The organism is Moritella viscosa, assembly GCF_900120065.1.
Lineage (GTDB): Bacteria > Pseudomonadota > Gammaproteobacteria > Enterobacterales > Moritellaceae > Moritella > Moritella viscosa.
This window is the reverse complement of the sequence record NZ_FPLG01000032.1, coordinates 1-18,618: the sequence shown is the minus strand read 5'-3', so window position 1 is coordinate 18,618 and position 18,618 is coordinate 1. Positions and strand designations below refer to the sequence as shown.

15 protein-coding genes and 1 pseudogene are annotated in these 18,618 nt (G+C 40.3%); 8 read left to right on the top strand and 8 right to left on the bottom strand.

Annotation, left to right across the window (positions count from 1 at the left end):
• Positions 1-166: 166 nt before the first annotated feature.
• Positions 167-1,495 (bottom strand): SEL1-like repeat protein, encoded by a 1,329-nt coding sequence (locus BT797_RS04450; protein WP_075471188.1) that lies wholly within the window; start codon positions 1,493-1,495, stop codon positions 167-169.
• A gap of 576 nt (positions 1,496-2,071) precedes the next feature.
• Here BT797_RS04450 and xthA point away from each other — a divergent pair.
• Entirely contained in the window at positions 2,072-2,899 is an 828-nt protein-coding gene (gene xthA, locus BT797_RS04445; protein WP_075471187.1) for an exodeoxyribonuclease III, read from the top strand.
• A 131-nt stretch (positions 2,900-3,030) separates the two neighbouring features.
• Positions 3,031-4,551: an MltF family protein gene (locus BT797_RS04440; RefSeq protein WP_244534297.1), complete on the top strand. Its 1,521-nt coding sequence runs from the start codon at positions 3,031-3,033 to the stop codon at positions 4,549-4,551.
• 93 nt (positions 4,552-4,644) lie between these two features.
• Here the strand turns inward: BT797_RS04440 and BT797_RS04435 are convergent, their stop codons facing one another.
• From BT797_RS04435 to BT797_RS04420, 4 genes are all read right to left on the bottom strand, one after another.
• Positions 4,645-5,355, bottom strand: a complete 711-nt coding sequence (locus tag BT797_RS04435; RefSeq protein WP_045109626.1) for an ABC transporter permease — start codon at positions 5,353-5,355, stop codon at positions 4,645-4,647.
• Position 5,356: 1 nt separating this feature from the next.
• Positions 5,357-6,121, bottom strand: a complete 765-nt coding sequence (locus BT797_RS04430) for an ABC transporter permease (RefSeq protein ID WP_045109625.1) — start codon at positions 6,119-6,121, stop codon at positions 5,357-5,359.
• An 81-nt stretch (positions 6,122-6,202) separates the two neighbouring features.
• The gene (locus BT797_RS04425; RefSeq protein WP_045109624.1) at positions 6,203-6,964 is read right to left on the bottom strand and encodes a transporter substrate-binding domain-containing protein; all 762 of its coding nucleotides are present in this window, start codon (positions 6,962-6,964) and stop codon (positions 6,203-6,205) included.
• Positions 6,965-7,104: 140 nt separating this feature from the next.
• Positions 7,105-7,875, bottom strand: a complete 771-nt coding sequence (locus BT797_RS04420) for an ABC transporter ATP-binding protein (RefSeq protein WP_045109623.1) — start codon at positions 7,873-7,875, stop codon at positions 7,105-7,107.
• A 491-nt stretch (positions 7,876-8,366) separates the two neighbouring features.
• Here BT797_RS04420 and focA point away from each other — a divergent pair, with 491 nt between their 5' ends.
• The 4 genes from focA to rlmA all read left to right on the top strand — a co-directional run bounded on the left by focA (position 8,367) and on the right by rlmA (position 13,411).
• Positions 8,367-9,218: a formate transporter FocA gene (focA, locus tag BT797_RS04415; protein WP_045109622.1), complete on the top strand. Its 852-nt coding sequence runs from the start codon at positions 8,367-8,369 to the stop codon at positions 9,216-9,218.
• Between the two features lie 73 nt (positions 9,219-9,291).
• Complete coding sequence (gene pflB, locus BT797_RS04410; RefSeq protein WP_045109621.1) at positions 9,292-11,571, top strand: formate C-acetyltransferase; 2,280 nt, start codon at positions 9,292-9,294, stop codon at positions 11,569-11,571.
• Positions 11,572-11,698: 127 nt separating this feature from the next.
• On the top strand, positions 11,699-12,475 hold the full coding sequence (pflA, locus tag BT797_RS04405) for a pyruvate formate lyase 1-activating protein (protein ID WP_045109620.1): 777 nt from the start codon (positions 11,699-11,701) through the stop codon (positions 12,473-12,475).
• Positions 12,476-12,577: 102 nt separating this feature from the next.
• Complete coding sequence (gene rlmA, locus BT797_RS04400; RefSeq protein WP_075471186.1) at positions 12,578-13,411, top strand: 23S rRNA (guanine(745)-N(1))-methyltransferase; 834 nt, start codon at positions 12,578-12,580, stop codon at positions 13,409-13,411.
• A gap of 137 nt (positions 13,412-13,548) precedes the next feature.
• On the opposite strand, the gene yfbV is transcribed toward rlmA, so the two are convergent.
• A complete protein-coding gene (gene yfbV / locus BT797_RS04395) occupies positions 13,549-13,986 on the bottom strand; it encodes a terminus macrodomain insulation protein YfbV (RefSeq protein WP_045109618.1) in 438 nt (145 codons plus the stop codon).
• A 412-nt stretch (positions 13,987-14,398) separates the two neighbouring features.
• On the opposite strand from yfbV, the gene BT797_RS04390 reads away from it, so the two are divergent.
• Both BT797_RS04390 and pta read left to right on the top strand, forming a co-directional pair.
• Complete coding sequence (locus BT797_RS04390) at positions 14,399-15,592, top strand: acetate kinase (RefSeq protein ID WP_045109617.1); 1,194 nt, start codon at positions 14,399-14,401, stop codon at positions 15,590-15,592.
• A 107-nt stretch (positions 15,593-15,699) separates the two neighbouring features.
• Positions 15,700-17,829 (top strand): phosphate acetyltransferase, encoded by a 2,130-nt coding sequence (gene pta / locus BT797_RS04385; protein WP_045112451.1) that lies wholly within the window; start codon positions 15,700-15,702, stop codon positions 17,827-17,829.
• A gap of 166 nt (positions 17,830-17,995) precedes the next feature.
• On the opposite strand, the gene BT797_RS04380 is transcribed toward pta, so the two are convergent.
• Positions 17,996-18,193 (bottom strand): hypothetical protein, encoded by a 198-nt coding sequence (locus BT797_RS04380; protein WP_075471185.1) that lies wholly within the window; start codon positions 18,191-18,193, stop codon positions 17,996-17,998.
• Position 18,194: 1 nt separating this feature from the next.
• A pseudogene (locus BT797_RS04375) lies at positions 18,195-18,618 on the bottom strand (hypothetical protein); the annotation flags it as partial.

Genomic DNA, 18,618 nt, shown 5'->3' with positions numbered 1-18,618 from the left:
ATGGTAATTACACAGAATCATTTACAGGGTCCCATAACATTAGCACCACTTAATTGATTTGGGTAAATTGTGATTTCTTGCCTCAATAAACCTGAAGGGCTTGGGCTATCAGCGATAATAGCCCCGCATGAGGGGGCTGATTAATTACAAATGTTAGACTTAGATATTAGATACCTTCTAAGTATTTCAATTTGTTTTTAGCTTTAATATGGTTTTTTTCTGCCGCTTTACGGTACCAAGTTAAGGCTTCGATCTTACTCTGGGTTACACCTAATCCGTGTTCATACATTTTACCCAAACTAAATTGAGCTTCAGAGTTCCCCTGTTCAGCCGCCTTACTATACCAATTCAATGCGTCACCGTGACTCTGAGTAACACCATGTCCTTCATCATACATAAAACCAAGATTATTTTGTGCCATAGCATGACCTTGCTCAGCGGCCTTGCGATACCAGCTCACCGCCTCGCTGTAACTCCGAGTGACACCAAATCCTTCTGCGTACATATAACCAAGGTTTGATTGCGCACAAGCGTTACCCTGACCAGCCGACTTTTGATACCAATTAACCGCTTTGCTGTAATTCTTAGCAACGCCATGTCCATGCCTGTACATTAAAGCAAGATTATATTGCGCTCTGGCATAACCTTTCTCAGATGCCTTACGATACCAATTCACCGCCTCACTGTAACTCTGAGCGACACCTTGTCCATATTCATGCATAACACCAAGGTTATTTTGCGCTCTGGCATTACCTTGCTCAGCTGCCTTACGATACCAATTCACCGCTTCACTGTAACTCTGCTCAACACCAAGTCCTTCTTCATACATTACACCAAGGTTATTTTGCGCTAGAGCATAACCCTGCCCAGCAGCCTTACGATACCAATTCACCGCGTCACTGTAACTCTGCTCAACACCAAGTCCTTCTTCGTACATCCAACCAAGGTTTATTTGCGCTCTGGCATAACCTTGCTCAGCCGCCTCCTGATACCAAATTAGCGCTTTACTGTGACTCAGGGTGAGACCAAGTCCTTTGTCGTACATATAGCCAAGGCTTGTTTGCGCTTCTGCGTAACCTTGCTCAGCAGCTTTACGATACCAACTCACGGCTGCGCTGTAATTCAGAGCAACACCATGTCCATTTCTATACATGACTCCAAGATTATATTGCGCTTGGGCATAACCCTGTGCAGCTGCTTTGCTATACCAATTTACTGCTTCATAGTCACTTTGCTTAACACCCAGTCCTTCATCGTACATATAACCAAGGTATGTTTGTGCACTGGCATGGCCCAGCTCAGCAGATTTTCGGTACAAATCCACAGCTTTGCTATAGTTCTGGATAACTCCATCACCGTAATAATAATTATTGGCTAAATTATATTCTGAGGCAGCCTGATTATGTTTAGCAATTTCTGGCGTTACCAAGGTATTTGAACAACCAGAAAGAACAATAGAGGCAGTGAGAGTGGCGAGTAATAGTTTACGTTTCACCTTAAATCCTTTTGTGTGATGATTACTTAAAAGCTAGAATGACTAATCAATAATACATAATGACAATTAAAACAATGTTATACATCCAAAATACCACAAAAGAAATAACCTTAGTAAATAACTATCACATTTAAACTTTGGACCCTGCTTTTCCACTGGAATTTTTCTCATTCGAACAATCTGTAGTTGAATAACTAATTACTGGGCGCTTTATTACTGCAGTATTTACAAAATACTCTCATTATAAAGCCTCTGTTTTAGCTAGGTTATAGTCTAATCAATCGACTTATCTAAACGTTAGGTATTACAAGAACCATTCCCCATACGTCTAACCATTTCATTCATTATCTGCAGAGTCGTTCCATATACTATCAACAGTAATAAGATATGAGGATCATCATTTAACTCTGTCTCAATGCCACTTGCATGACTAAACAGCAGAACTATTAACATGCATTCAAAACTGTCCCCTTTTTGCACAAATGACAAAACGTTTAAAATTTCCCTAGTAACTGACGCGCGAATAATAGAAGCTATACATATAAAGGTTTTCAGATAACAAAGGGTTAAAAACCAATGAAAATAATTTCATTTAATATAAATGGCCTTCGCGCTCGATTACATCAGCTACAAGCTATCATAGACAAGCATTCACCTGACGTAATTGGTTTACAAGAAATCAAAGTTCACAACGAAATGTTCCCTGTAGCAGCTGTTGAAGAAATGGGTTATCACGTATTCTTTCACGGTCAAAAAGCACATTACGGTGTTGCTATGATGGTGAAGAAAAGCACAGTGGCAGAGGCAGAAGCAATTAAAGTGCAATACGGCTTCCCTACCGATGACGAAGAAGCACAAAAACGTATGATCATGGTGACGTTTGACCAAACATCTGGCAAACCGATCACAGTGTTAAACGGTTACTTCCCACAAGGCGAAAACATCAGCCATGAGACGAAATACCCGAACAAGCGTAAATTCTACCAAGATCTAAACGTATACCTTAACGACAATCACACAGCAGAAGATGATGTGATTGTGATGGGCGACATCAATATCTCTCCAGCAGATGAAGATATCGGCATCGGTGAACCAAATGCGAAACGCTGGTTAAAAACAGGTAAGTGTAGCTTCCAACCAGAAGAACGTGAATGGTTAGCAAAACTGCAAAGTTTTGGCTTACACGATACATTTCGTACCATTAAACCAGAAGTAACAGATCGTTATAGTTGGTTTGATTACCGCTCAAAAGGTTTCCCAGACAACCGTGGATTACGTATTGACGTGATCTTAGCAACGGCAACATTGAACGCTAAAGTAATTGAGAGTGATGTCGATTATGAACTACGTGGTATTGAAAAACCATCGGATCATGCGCCAATCTGGACAACATTTAGCGAATAAAAGTTGTTAACCGATAACAATAGCTTAGGCGAATATCCCTAAGCTATTTAAAATCTCAAAACCGCATTTTAGAAATATGTGTCTAACCTTAGTGTTACCCCGACATTCACATATCAAAAGCGATGATAACTATGCAGTGGACTAAGATATGCGTAACAGCAACAAACAGCTTACTTCTCTGTGTCGTTGTAAACATATCGCCCTGCAATGCTCAATATTCCGCTAATGCCGCTTCTAATTTGGCAAGCTCAACATTTTCAAACTCTGTAGCGCAACAACAAATGAATATCCACAGCCGCCCCAGCTTTGAAGACCTCCCCTCACTATTAAAAAAGCGTATTATCAAAGTCTTAGTTGTTAATCACCCCGCTTATTATTTTATTTACCAAAGTCGTCCGCGTGGTTTTGCTTATGACATGATGCGAGAATACGAAAAACACCTAAACCGTAAATACTTCAAAAACACCAAGTTGAAACTCAATATCTTGTTTATTCCAGTACCCAGTAGCCAAATAATCAACTTACTTGCACAAGGTTATGGTGATATTGCAATTGGCCCCCTAATGACACCTTTACGCCAACAAAACCAAGTAACCCATACAGAGCCCATATATACCAACAATCAATTATTGCTCATCAGTCATGACTCTACGATTGAATATAAAGATATAAAGCAACTATCAGGCAAAGAAATTTGGATTCGTCGAAATAGTATTTATCACCAGCAATTAGACATTATCAACCAGCAGTTATTCCAACTAAAAAGACAACCTATTTACATCAATATCGTGGCTGATGAACTCGAAGATTACGAACTATTAGATATGGTCGACAACAAGCAAATTTTCATGACTATGATCTCTAACCATGGCTTACGACTATGGCAAAAATTATATAAAAACATAAAACTACACCCACGATTAGTCATCGGTAATAATATTCCGAGCACCTGGGCAGTACGTAATCACACACCACAATTAACTCGCAGTTTAAATCAGTTTATTCATAAGCATAAAAAAGGCACTAAGATAGGCAACATTCTGCACCGTCGCTATTTAGTTAGCCATCGTTGGCTGAGTAAAGTAATCCATCAGCAGTTTGAAAAACGCTATTTAGAAACTGAAAAAATCATTAAAAAATACGCAGAACAGTATGAATTTGATTGGCAACTTATTCTTGCGCAAGCCTATCAGGAGTCTCGGCTTAACCAAAAAGCTATTAGTCATCGAGGTGCTGTCGGCGTGATGCAAATATTACCATCAACGGCGAATGAACCTTACGTCAATATAACGAATATCAACAACGTGGAAAGTAATATCCATGCAGGTGTTAAGTACTTACACTTTATGAAACAACGTTACTTTAGCCATAAAAACATTGCCAAGTTAGACTCGCTATTATTGAGTTTTGCCGCCTATAACGCTGGACCTGCGAAGTTAATACAATTAAGAAAACGGGCATTAAAGGAAGGGTTAAACCCCAACATTTGGTTTAATAATGTCGAGAAAATAGCCGCGGAGACCATAGGTAAAGAAACAGTAAATTACGTGAACAATATTTATAAGTTTTACATCACTTATTTGCTGGCCTCACGTTATACAATTAACGATACACAGATAACGCAACAGAAAATTGCGAACAATGCTCAGTAAGCAAAGAGGATCGGTCATTAATCAAAGGCCGCCATGTTAATACAAAACGGCCTCTTATTTATTAACTGTACGATACAATCACGATGTAAATCGTTAAGCAAGATGCCTAAATGCGCGTTTTTCTAGCCTTTTGAATACGGCGAAAATAGTAAAGCATAAACACAGATAGATAGCACCCGCAAAAATAAATGCTTCAAAGGGGGCATAAAAACGTGAATACACATTGTAGCCCGCCCCTGTGATATCAACCAAGGTCACGACACTGGCGATTGACGTTGCATGCAGCATAAAAATAACTTCATTACTGTAAGCAGGCAATGCACGACGGAATGCCGACGGTAAGATGATACGGCGCAAAATCTGCCAATAATTCATACCATATGCTTGTGCCGCTTCAATTTCACCTTTATCGGTTGTCACCAATGAACCACGAATAATCTCGGTGCTGTATGCAGCCGTATTTAACACAAACGCTAGCAAACAAGGGTAAAATGCATCTTCGAGTAAAAACCATATTGAACTGTCTTGAATATCATCAATCATGGTCACACCATAATAAATCAGATACAACTGGATCAATAACGGTGTACCACGAAACACATAAGTAAATACCCAAATACCACGTGATAACCACACATACTGACTCGTACGCATGATCGCCAACGGCACCGCCAAAAAGAAACCAATAACAACAGACAAGAAAGTCAGTTGTACCGTCAATACCGTGCCATCCCAATACTCATTTAAGGTACTTGGGGTAAACATTTCATTTTGCTCAAGCAAAGTAATCAGTTGATCTAACATATTAATGACCTTCTACGCCTTTGCTGAAATGACGTTCTAAATATTTCAGTACAATTTCACTCACGGTTGTAATTGCTAAATACACAAACGCCACAGGAATAAAAAATAAAAAAGGTTCGTAGGTTGTCATTGCCGCTTCTTTCGCTAACTTAACCATATCAGATAAACCGATAATCGATACTAGCGCGGTTGTTTTCACCAGTACTAACCAGTTGTTACCAATACCCGGCAGCGCAAAACGCATCATCTGTGGAAACATCACACGATGAAACACTTGCCACTCTGACATCCCATAAGCCGTTGCGGCTTCTAGTTGGCCTTTATCTACAGACAATAACGCACCACGAAACGTCTCACCCATGTAGGCGCCAAAAATGAAACCAATTGTCACCACTCCGGCACTAAATTCATCGATAGTAAAATACATACCATCTTCATAAAACGCAGATAATGTTAACCAGCCTTGTTCAATATAAAACGCATTAATGGCATAGGTTTCATGTAATTCGTACAACCATTCCGAAAAATTATTGAGTCCGACTTGCAAGCCAAAATAAATTAGCATCATTAAGACCAAATCCGGCACACCACGGACTAAACTGGTATAAGACACCGCTAATACAGACGCAATTTTACCACCGGAATAACGTGCGACAGCAGTAATCAGACCGAGTAACACAGCGATGATTAATGAAAAGATGGCGAGTTTAACGGTCAATATAGCGCCATTAAATATACCTGGCCCATAACCTTGGAGATCTAACATAATATTCCCAGAAAAGCATTGAGCGCCTAGTCTTAACTAATAGCCTTAACTAAGCCCCCATTTTTATCATAGATAAAGAGACTACATTTTAATACTGTAGCTGAAGTATTTAGCCTGGATAATCTCGTAAGTACCATCCGTTTTAATTTCTGCTAATACTTTATTGAAGGTTGCTGCAAGTGATTTATCACGTTTACGCATTGCTACCCCCATGCCTTCACCCAGCTGGAATGTATCACCAACGGCTGCATAAGCGCCTTTTTTCTCAGGGATAAGTAACGTGGTATCACCGACAGGGAAATCCAGTAACACCATGTCTAAACGACCGCCTTCAAGATCAAGCAATAAGTCACCACTAGTGTTATAACGCTTAATTGTATTCTTGCTAGCATAATTATCAGTGACGTGTGTGTCTTGTACTGTACCGCGTTGAACACCGATACGTAATTTTTTGAATGCCGCTTTATCTGTTACATCAAGTTTAAAGTCTGCTGCTGCAAACCAAGCGCTTGGTGTATTGTAGTAAGGTTCAGAGAAAAGTACCTTTTTCTTACGCGCGTCAGTAATCGACATTGAAGAAAAAATAGCATCGTATTTGCGTGATAATAAACCAGGAATAATACCGTCCCAAGATTGTACAACCCAAGTACAATTCCAGTTAGCACGTTTACATACTTCATTACCCAAATCAATTTCAAAACCTGTTAGCTCGCCATCAGGCGTTTTATATTCAAATGGCTTATAAGGTGAGTCAACACCTAGACGAACATCTGTCCATTCTTTTGCTGCAACAGCTGTAGAAAGTAATAAGCTTGTGGCAATAACGCTCGCTAATTTTTTCATAAGTATTTCCCTATTATTATAATGAGATCAATCAATGATCTTGTGTTTGTTGTATGACTATTTTTATAGTTATTTTTTATAATTCTGGTTTTATCATTACGCTCAGTAAAACCACTAAACGTTAATATCTGGGTGCCACATTAATACTTTGGAGCTAAGAACTGCTTAACGCGTTCTGATTTCGGGTTATCAAACAATTCTTTCGGATCGCCCTGCTCTTCGATTTGACCTTGGTGTAAGAAGATAACTTTGGTCGATACATCACGTGCAAATGCCATCTCGTGAGTGACCACCAGCATGGTTCGACCTTCTTCAGCTAGACTTTGCATTACACGTAATACTTCACCTACCAATTCAGGATCAAGCGCAGAAGTTGGTTCATCAAATAACAATACTTCCGGCTCTACGGCTAATGCACGGGCGATTGCCACTCGTTGCTTTTGACCACCAGACAACTGACTTGGGTAATAGTCTTTTCTTTCCCACAAATCAACTTTCTTGAGATATTGCTCTGCACTCGCAGTCGCATCGCTGCGAGAGAGGCCTAAAACATGAATAGGGGCTTCGATCACATTCTCAATGACCGTCATATGCGACCATAAATTAAAGCCTTGAAACACCATTGCTAACCGTGACCGAATACGCTGAACTTGTTTTTTATTCGCTATCTGTCGATTACCGTCTCGGCCATCAATCATTTCGATCAACTCGCCATTGACGGTGATGTCACCTGCCGTAGGCATTTCTAATAAATTAATACAACGTAAAAAGGTACTTTTACCAGAACCTGATGAACCGATAATAGAGATTACATCACCTTTATTTGCAGTCAGATCGATACCTTTCAGGACTTCATTGTCACCAAATGATTTATGCAAATTTTTGATGTCTAATGTGGGACTGCTACTCATTCTATTCATCCTAAATACGATTTATAACAATTAAGACATGTGCAATATTTAAATTCAAATTAACATTAAAGAGTGCAACATAAATACAACATTCAACATAACAAATTAGTCATTCAGATAACATAAAACCATCATTATTTAGATTTAAAACTTGCAAGATAGTTAAATTGAAGTTTTATAATCTAGAAAAATAAAAAATACAGTTCAAATGAATTTCAAAAGACAATATCGGATACTACCGCCATATTGGTATTTATGATTGTTTACTTTACTTTAAATAGTTAATTAAACTTTTGTTTTACATTTAAAATAAAGTGCATATCAATGCGCGATTAATGTAATTTAGTTACACCCAGTTAGGGGTATTCAAGTTTAAAAGCATTACATTTCGTAATAAAAAAACATAAAACAGCATGAAATTGATCTAGATCACTTTATAAATACCACTAGTTAGGTAATAATAAGCATGAGTTATTTATTGAGACTAGGTAATGAAAACAACAAACCCATTTGACGCAATCCTACCGCCAGAACTGCTAATAAAAGCAGAATCTATCGGTGTAGCAAAAGCAACAAAAGCCCCTAAACAAGCGTTCATGCTTGCGATTACTGCGGGTGTATTCATCTCTATTGCATTTGCCTTCTATACCACGGTAACAACAGGAACGACGGATGTTGCTTATGGTTTAAAAAAATTCATGGGGGGGTTTGCATTTAGTCTTGGCCTACTACTTGTTGTTGTTTGTGGCGGCGAACTATTTACTAGCTCAATCTTAACCATTATTGCCCGTGCAAATAACAAAATAACAACCGCACAACTCGCTAAAAACTGGGCAGTTGTCTACGTCGGTAACTTTATCGGCTGCCTCTTCTTTGTAATGCTAATGATATTAGCTAAGCAGCACCTCGTCGCCGATGGCGCTTGGGGTCTAAATGCCATGAAGATTGCCCAACACAAATTGCATCATACTTTTATTCAAGCGGTCACACTTGGCGTCCTAGCCAACCTACTTGTTTGTCTTGGTGTTTGGATGAGTTTTGCAGCGCGCTCTATTACCGATAAATTTGTTGCGGTGGCATTGCCTGTGAGTATGTTTGTTGCATCAGGTTACGAGCACAGTATCGCTAACATGTTTATGATCCCACTCGGGTATGTTATTGCGAACTTTTCAGGCCCAGAGTTCTGGCTAGCAACCGGTGCCAACCCTGCTGACTTTACCGACTTAACGTTAACTAATTTTGTATTTAACAATCTGATTCCAGTCACCATCGGCAATATAATTGGTGGTGGCTTACTGGTTGGTATGACGTACTGGATTATTTACTGCAAAAAAGAATCTTAATATCTGTTGTAAACACAGCAGATAACAAACTTTGAAATTTAATTTTTAGAATATTAATAGATTAGGTGTACTTATGACTGAACAAACAATCTTTGATCAAGCGTGGCAAGGTTTCACTACTGGCGAATGGACTAACGAAGTTAACTTACGTGACTTCATCCAGAAAAACTACACTGAATTTACCGGTGATGAGTCTTTCCTAGCCGATGCAACCCAAGCAACAGATACGCTTTGGAACAATGTTATGGAAGGCATCAAAATTGAAAACAGCACGCACGCGCCGCTTGATTTTGATACTTCAGTACCATCAACAATTACATCACATGCTGCAGGTTATATTGACCAAAGCCTAGAAACAATTGTTGGCCTACAAACTGAAAAACCATTAAAACGTGCCATTATCGCTAATGGCGGTATCCGCATGGTTGAAGGTTCTTGTAAAGCATACGGTAAAGAACTGGACCCAGTAACCAAGAAAATCTTCTCTGAATACCGTAAAACACACAACCAAGGTGTATTCGACGTTTATACAAGCGATATCATGAAATGTCGTAAGTCAGGTATCCTAACGGGTTTACCTGATGCGTATGGCCGTGGTCGTATCATTGGTGATTACCGTCGTGTTGCTGTATACGGCATCGACTTCCTAATGAAAGATAAATTTGCACAACAAAAATCATTAGAAGCGAAGTTCTATTCAGGTGAAGACCTTGAAGCAACAATGCGTTTACGTGAAGAGATCTCTGAGCAGTACCGTGCCCTAGCACAAATCAAAGAAATGGCGGCAACTTACGGTTTCGATATTTCAGGACCAGCAACAAACGCAAAAGAAGCGATCCAGTGGACTTACTTCGGCTACTTAGCCGCAGTAAAATCACAAAATGGTGCTGCAATGAGCTTTGGTCGTGTAACCACCTTCTTAGATGTCTACATCGAACGTGATTTACAAGCGGGTATCATTACTGAGACTGACGCTCAAGAAATGATTGATCATCTCGTAATGAAACTACGTATGGTGCGTTTCCTACGTACACCTGAATACGATGAGTTATTCTCTGGTGACCCAATCTGGGCAACAGAAACAATCGCTGGTATGGGTACAGATGGTCGTTCATTAGTAACTAAATCATCATTCCGTGTACTACATACACAATACACTATGGGCCCTTCACCAGAGCCAAACATCACTGTATTGTGGGCTGAAAACCTACCATTAAACTTCAAACGCTACTGTGCGAAAGTATCAATTGATACTTCATCAATCCAGTACGAAAATGATGATTTAATGCGTACCGATTTCGACAATGATGACTATGCAATTGCTTGTTGTGTATCACCAATGATTGTTGGTAAACAAATGCAGTTCTTCGGCGCGCGTAGTAACCTTGCTAAAGCGTTGTTATATACAATCAATGGTGGCGTAGATGAAAAACTGAAAATCCAAGTTGGCCCTAAATCAGACAAGATCACTGATGATGTGCTTGACTACGAAGATATCACAGCACGTTTAGACAAGATGATGGATTGGTTAGCAACAACATACGTTACTGCGCTAAATTCAATTCACTATTCACACGATAAATATTCGTATGAAGCATCATTAATGGCTCTGCATGACCGTGACGTAGAACGTACAATGGCATGCGGTATCGCTGGCCTATCTGTTACTGCTGATTCACTTTCTGCAATTAAATATGCGAAAGTTAAACCGATTCGTGATGAAAACGGTATTGCAATCGACTTTGAAATCGAAGGCGATTACCCTAAATTTGGTAACAACGATTCACGTGTCGATGATATCGCTTGTAGCCTAGTTGAAACCTTCATGAAGAAAGTCTCTAGTCACAAAATGTACCGAGATGCGAAACCAACACAGTCAGTGCTAACAATTACTTCAAACGTTGTATACGGTAAGAAAACAGGTACAACACCTGATGGCCGTCGTGCAGGCGCCCCCTTCGCTCCAGGTGCTAACCCAATGCATGGCCGTGATGAAAAAGGCGCAATCGCAGCCCTAACATCAGTAGCAAAACTACCATTTGAATACGCAAAAGATGGTATCTCTTATACTTTCTCTATCGTACCAAACGCACTGGGTAAAACTGACGATACACGTCGTACAAACCTCGCAGGCTTAATGGATGGTTACTTCAAGCACAGCAGTACAATTGAAGGCGGCCAACACTTAAACGTAAACGTGATGGACCGTGCAATGCTGCTAGACGCGGTTAAGCACCCTGAAAAATACCCACAACTGACCATCCGAGTGTCAGGTTATGCGGTTCGCTTCAACTCGCTAACATCAGAGCAACAACAAGATGTAATCACACGTACGTTCCAACAGTCATTCTAAGACTGGCGGTGATTACACTATAAAATATAACTATCGTTTGTTTTTATAGTAGCAAGACACAAAAGCCTTACACGTGTAAGGCTTTTGTATTTATAATGATCGTATAGCCCTATTTTTTGGAGATATTATGCCGCTTATTAAACCTATTGATTCTACCGAATTGTGTAGCACAGTAGGACGCATTCATTCTACCGAATCTTGTGGCACAGTTGATGGCCCTGGCATCCGTTTCATCGTTTTCATGCAAGGCTGTTTAATGCGTTGCCAATATTGCCATAATCGTGATTCATGGGACTTACACTCAGGTACAGAAACCACTGTTGATGAATTAGTTCGTGAGCTGATTTCATATAAAGCCTTTATGCAAGCAACCGGAGGTGGTGTCACAGCATCCGGTGGCGAAGCGATGCTACAACCTGAATTTGTACGTGATTTTTTCATCGCAGCTCAAGCCCAAGGCGTTAATACCTGCTTAGATACCAACGGCTATATTCGTAAATATACCGATGTGATTGACGAAGTGCTCGATGTCACTGATTTAGTGATGTTGGATTTAAAGCAAATGAACGACAAGATCCATCAGGAATTGGCAGGTGTCAGTAATAAACGCACACTCGAATTTGCAGAGCATTTAGCAACACGTAATCAAAAAACATGGATTCGCTATGTTGTGGTACCCGGTTATACTGATGATGATGCATCAGCGCATCAACTTGGTCAGTTTATTCAACACATGGATAATATTGAAAAAGTAGAATTGCTGGCTTATCACGAATTAGGCCTACATAAATGGAAAACAATGGGCTTTGATTACCCCCTTGATGGTGTTGCGCCACCAAGTAAAGACACGATGGACCGTATTAAAAATATTTTATTAAAATACAAAGATAATGTGATGTATTAATCGCCCAAACAGCATTCTATTAAAAACCGATCCTAGCTCTATGCTATGATCGGTTTTTTGTTTTAGCCTTTTGCTAACCTTATACCAGAATAACGAGATCACATGAATTACCTTTGCCCTATCTGCGCTCGCCCTTTATCCGCACAAGACAAAAGTCTTACTTGCGAGCAACGCCATCAATTTGATCTAGCAAAAGAGGGTTACGTCAATTTACTCCCAGTGCAAAACAAAAAATCAAAAAACCCCGGCGACAACAAAGAAATGATGCAAGCCCGTCGAGAGTTTCTTGACCAAGGCTTCTATCAATCACTATCTGACACGGTAAATAATATTGCTCAGCAAGCGCTAACGGCTGTCAACGCACCAAACATCCTCGACTTAGGCTGTGGCGAAGGGTATTACACCCATCGCTTAGCGCAGGCTATGGCGACTCTTAATGATGCTAACTCAGCGCCACAAATCGCAGGACTAGATATATCTAAATCAGCGATCCGTTATGCTGCAAAACGTTATAAGACGATCAGTTTTTGTGTGGCAAGTGCCTACAACACCCCATTCGCAGATGCCAGCCAAGATTTAGTGACACGTATTTATGCACCATCACAAGATGCTGAGCTAGCCCGTATAATCAAAACAAAGGGGTACTTACTCACAGTGACTCCCGCTGCCGATCATTTATTTGAGCTGAAGCAGAAAATTTACCAAACCCCTGAAAAACACGACATGAAGATTGAAGATATTGCCGGGTTTGAACTGATTGAACAGCAACGTTTAACCGACCAAATCACCCTGACGCAAGCAAAAGACACCAAGAACTTATTAGAAATGACACCACTAGCATGGAAGATGAGTGACGAGCAAAAAGCAGAAATATATGCGGTTGATTTGACCCTAACGCTCGACTTTAATATCACGCTTTATAAACGCACAGCGTAACTTTTATTACAAACTCTACTGCCCTCGCCGTTTAAAAGACAAAAAAATACCGATATTCGCTTTAATATCGGTATTTTTGATGGGCTAACTGTACATTGACAGATTAAATATGCCTGTTACGGCATCATAATCGTGTATTACTTAACCATAAATACTTTATCCATTCGCTTAAATGCATTTTCTAAAATATCAGCCAATTCACTGTAATGTGGTTTTTTCACTGCGGGCTCAAGCTCACAACCTTGCGTTACTAGCCCTTGGTAAAGTTCATGATACCAATTTGCTAGTGACACGGGTAATAATTCACTTGAACGTTTACCCAACCAGAACAAACCTTGCATAGGTAGCGTAATAAATAATAATGCAATCGCAATACTGGCAGGTAACTGCTGCATATCACCATAGAGATACTGCATCATCACAGTTAAAATCGCTAATGGCGGCATAGTCTTAAAGCCTAGTTTCGTGGCGGCAATAATTCTATTCTCAGGAAAAAGTGCGGCCAGTTCTTTTTTCATCGGCCAGCGCTGCATATAATGTTGACCTTTATATAAGGTATTTTTAAATACATTCATCAGCATCCTCCCCTAATAGGTTAAAATTTTCTATATTCTCAACCATACACCATGTCATGGTGCAGGTAAAATAGTATATAGATGTTAAGCTAATGGTTTAGATCAACATTATTATAAATATACTTTGAGATATCGTCTCATTGCAAGTAAACTATGAGGCAGTTAACACTTTAAGGGAAAATGTGAGTGACATGACTCACAGTTTTAAAAAGTCGTCATTTCTTTAAGATGGATACTTAGTAACGAACATTAGTCGTACCCAATACGATTTCGTACGTAAAAATGACAGTGTCAGCCAATTTAGTAAGCACAGATATATCTCTCTGCTTTAATAAAGATACGATACCTAAGCCAATATCGCTAGGATTGTTATCAGTTATTTTATTGATTATTTCATAATAGGTTTTTACGCATGAATAAACTCGTTCTAGTTCTAAACTGTGGTAGTTCTTCTCTTAAATTCGCAGTTCTTGATTCAGTATCTGGTGATGAACAATTATCAGGTCTTGCAGAATGCTTTAATTTAGAAAACGCACGCATCAAGTGGAAACTTGACGGCAATAAAGGCACAGCCGATCTAGGCGCATTCGCTTCTCATAAAGAAGCTGTAGCATACATCGTAAATAACATTCTTAAAGAAAAACAAGAAATGAGCGACGCTATCGTAGCGATCGGTCATCGTGTTGTACACGGCGGCGAAAAATTCACTTCATCAGTAATCATTGATGATGCTGTAATGCAAGGTATCGAAGACTGTGCAACATTAGCACCGCTTCATAACCCAGCTCATCTTATCGGTATCCGTGCTGCACAAGCTGCATTCCCAGCGCTTCCTCAAGTTGCTGTTTTCGATACTGCATTCCACCAAACTATGCCTGAAAAAGCATACTTATACGCACTACCGTACAAACTGTACCGTGAAAATGGCATCCGTCGTTACGGTATGCACGGTACTAGTCACCTATTCATCGGTCGTGAAGCAGCTGCTCTTCTAGGTCAAAAAGTTGAAGAAACTAACATCATCAACTGTCACCTAGGTAACGGCGCATCAATCTGTGCAATTAAAGATGGTAAATCAGTAGACACAAGCATGGGTATGACTCCGCTTGAAGGACTAGTGATGGGTACGCGTAGTGGTGATCTTGACCCAAGCATCATCAACCACCTAGTTACACAGTGTAACTACACGCTTGCAGAAGTTAACAGCATGCTTAACAACGAAAGTGGTTTATTAGGTATTTCTGAAATTTCTAGCGATTGCCGTGCTATCGAAGATGGCTATGCAGAAGGTCAAGTTGGCGCAGTTCGCGCAATGGAACTTTCTTGCTACCGTCTAGCTAAATACATCGCTTCATACGCAGCTGCTTTAGGCCGTATCGACGCTATCGTATTTACTGGTGGTATTGGTGAAAACTCTGATGTAATCCGTTCAATTGTATTAAAACAACTTTCTATCTTCGGTATCGAAGTTGACGAAGCGGCAAATACAGCGGCTCGTTTTGGTTCTGAAGGTACAATTACTACAGCAAATAGTAAAATTAAAGCTATGGTTATTTCTACTAACGAAGAACTTGTTATTGCACAAGATGCAGTAAGCTTAATCTAGTTAAGATTGTTCGCTAAATAAGTTTCATTTTTAAATAAGAAAGGTGTTACCGCATCTTTCTTTCTTCTCAATCCCAATATAAGGGGACGCTAGTGGCTCGCACTATAATGCTTATCCCAGTTGGCGTAGGCGTAGGCGTAACTTCTGTTAGTCTAGGTATGGTTCGTGCGTTTGAACGCAACGGCCTAAACGTTAACTTTTTCAAACCTGTTGCTCAACCTCGCCAAGGCGAAAAAGGTCCAGAGCTATCAACTGAAATTATCCGTCAAGGAACGAATGCATCACCTGCAACACCGTTCACTTTATTACACGCTGAAAAATTAATCGGTGCTGGTAAAACTGACGTGCTTCTTGAAGATATCGTTGAACGTTTCGAATCACACATGGTTGATGCTGAAATCGTTGTTGTTGAAGGTCTAGTACCAACATCAAAACAACCATTTGCTAACAGCGTGAACTACAACATCGCAAAAGCACTTGATGCTGAAATGGTGTTTGTGGCTAACCCAGGCACAGATTCTTCAGAACAACTTAAAGATCGTTTAGAAATAGCTTGCTCAAACTTCGGTGGTAGCAAAAACAAACGTATCATTGGTTGTGTGATCAACAAAGTTGGCGCACCACTTGATGAAGCTGGCCGTAGCCGTCCAGATCTTGCGGAAATGTTTGAAGCAAACTCAGGTAATGCTAGCCATAACCTAGAAGTGCTACAAGTATTTGGCAAAAGCCCAATGCCAATCCTTGGTTGTATTCCTTGGAGCGCAGAGCTAATTGCACCACGTGCAAAAGATCTTGCTAACCACTTAAAAGCTGAAATCTTAAACGAAGGCGAACTAGAAGAACGCCGTCTACTAGGTATCACTTTTTGTGCTCGTTCTATTCCAAACATGCTTCAGCACTTCCGTCCAGGTGGCTTATTAGTTACTTCTGGCGATCGTGCAGACGTTATCGTAGCTGCATGTCTTGCTGCAATGAACGGCGTTAAAATTGGCGCATTACTATTAACTGGTGATGCTCGTCCAGACGAAAGCGTATTAAAACTTTGTCAACAAGCGATGGCAACTGGTCTACCAATCATGTTGACTACAACTAATACTTGGCAGACTGCATTAACGCTTCAAAACTTCAATCTTGATATCCCTGCAGATGATAAACAACGCATCGAAGCAGTTCAAGAATACATCGCAAGTCACATCGACAAGCAATGGATTGAAACGTTAACAGTTGGTACCAAACGTACTCGTCGTTTATCACCGCCAGCATTCCGTTACCAGTTAACTGAATTAGCGCGTCAAGCGAAGAAACGTGTTGTACTACCTGAAGGTGAAGAGCCACGTACAATTGAAGCAGCTAACATCTGTGCTGAACGTGGCATCGCTACACCAGTACTTGTTGGTAATCCAGCTGAAATTAAACGTGTTGCAGAAAGCCAAGGTATCGTACTTTCTGAAGGCGTTGAAATCGTAGATCCTGTAACATGTCGTGAAAAATATGTTGCACCTATGGTTGAACTGCGTAAAGGGAAAGGCCTTACTGAAGTAGTAGCGCGTGAGCAACTAGAAGATAACGTTGTACTTGCGACTATGATGTTAGAGCAGTCTGAAGTTGATGGTCTTGTATCTGGTGCCGTTCATACGACAGCAAACACAATCCGTCCAGCACTACAGTTGATCAAAACAGCACCGGGTTCAAACCTAGTGTCTTCAATCTTCTTCATGTTGCTACCAGATCAAGTGTTAGTGTACGGTGATTGTGCAATTAACCCAGATCCAGATGCTTCTCAACTGGCTGACATCGCGATTCAATCAGCTGATTCAGCTAAAGCATTCGGTATTGATCCTCGCGTTGCTATGATCTCTTACTCAACTGGTTCATCTGGCCAAGGTAGTGATGTAGAGAAAGTACGTGAAGCAACTAAAATCGCACAAGAACGTCGTCCAGATCTAATCATCGACGGTCCATTACAGTACGATGCTGCTATCATGGAAAATGTTGCGAAAAGCAAAGCGCCAAACAGCCCTGTTGCTGGTAAAGCGACTGTATTTGTATTCCCAGATCTTAATACTGGTAACACAACTTACAAAGCGGTACAGCGTTCTGCAAACCTAATCTCTATTGGTCCAATGCTGCAAGGCATGCGTAAACCAGTAAATGATTTATCACGTGGCGCATTAGTAGACGATATCGTTTACACAATCGCACTTACAGCGATTCAATCTAAGCAATTAACGTCTTAGTCTGAAAACCTGATAAACGTGTATTAAGGCTCCTTAGGGAGCCTTTTACAGTTAGTTAAACCATTGAAATATAACGGTTTTCATTTCTATATGTCCATATACTGTCCACACATTACCTAATCAAGATAAATCTTCAGTACTTGTGTCCACCTTTCATCCACAGATTTTAACTAACCTTATACTTCCCCACCGAACTACCACCTGTCACGCCCACTTCTGCATTGGCAGTAATCTCATCGACAACCGCATTAGCAATCGCTTCTGCTAATACCGATGCCTGGGCATGCTCACCAACGATCACAATACCGCCCTTAACCATTTCGGCTTCAATCTTACTTTTTAATGCTGATTTACTTAACGCCATATTATTTCCCTGCAAAAACGGTTGTGGAGCCATCTACATGTGGCTTACCAGTGAATGGACAAATACTCGCACAGGTAATAACACCACAGCCGCCATTAAGCTTAATCGTGCCTGCATCTTCGGTTATATTCTTGGCTTTAATGATCAGTGATTTTGCACTGTCGAGATGCATGTCTTCTGCGCTTTGTATTTTAACTTCTTTGTTACTGCCTAAAAGCAGGTTATCCAGCGAGGTAATAATAGCCTTTTCACCAACCAATATTTTCAACGCGCCCATAATTTCATTGACCTGGTTACCGTCTATTTTATTAATATCGTGCGTAGCAACTTTGGTACTGCGCTCAAAGTAACTCTGTTCGCTAGTTTGGGCTTCAACAATTGATTTCTGACTGGTCTGTTTTATTGCACCATCTGTCTGCAGCTGC

Bases quoted from the DNA above. Each gene is read 5' to 3' on its own strand.
- xthA (WP_075471187.1), top strand. From the start codon at position 2,072: ATGAAAATAATTTCATTTAATATAAATGGCCTTCGCGCTCGATTACAT.
- BT797_RS04440 (WP_244534297.1), top strand. From the start codon at position 3,031: ATGCAGTGGACTAAGATATGCGTAACAGCAACAAACAGCTTACTTCTC.
- BT797_RS04435 (WP_045109626.1), bottom strand. From the start codon at position 5,355: ATGTTAGATCAACTGATTACTTTGCTTGAGCAAAATGAAATGTTTACC.
- BT797_RS04430 (WP_045109625.1), bottom strand. From the start codon at position 6,121: ATGTTAGATCTCCAAGGTTATGGGCCAGGTATATTTAATGGCGCTATA.
- BT797_RS04425 (WP_045109624.1), bottom strand. From the start codon at position 6,964: ATGAAAAAATTAGCGAGCGTTATTGCCACAAGCTTATTACTTTCTACA.
- BT797_RS04420 (WP_045109623.1), bottom strand. From the start codon at position 7,875: ATGAGTAGCAGTCCCACATTAGACATCAAAAATTTGCATAAATCATTT.
- focA (WP_045109622.1), top strand. From the start codon at position 8,367: ATGAAAACAACAAACCCATTTGACGCAATCCTACCGCCAGAACTGCTA.
- pflB (WP_045109621.1), top strand. From the start codon at position 9,292: ATGACTGAACAAACAATCTTTGATCAAGCGTGGCAAGGTTTCACTACT.
- pflA (WP_045109620.1), top strand. From the start codon at position 11,699: ATGCCGCTTATTAAACCTATTGATTCTACCGAATTGTGTAGCACAGTA.
- rlmA (WP_075471186.1), top strand. From the start codon at position 12,578: ATGAATTACCTTTGCCCTATCTGCGCTCGCCCTTTATCCGCACAAGAC.
- yfbV (WP_045109618.1), bottom strand. From the start codon at position 13,986: ATGAATGTATTTAAAAATACCTTATATAAAGGTCAACATTATATGCAG.
- BT797_RS04390 (WP_045109617.1), top strand. From the start codon at position 14,399: ATGAATAAACTCGTTCTAGTTCTAAACTGTGGTAGTTCTTCTCTTAAA.
- pta (WP_045112451.1), top strand. From the start codon at position 15,700: ATGCTTATCCCAGTTGGCGTAGGCGTAGGCGTAACTTCTGTTAGTCTA.
- BT797_RS04380 (WP_075471185.1), bottom strand. From the start codon at position 18,193: ATGGCGTTAAGTAAATCAGCATTAAAAAGTAAGATTGAAGCCGAAATG.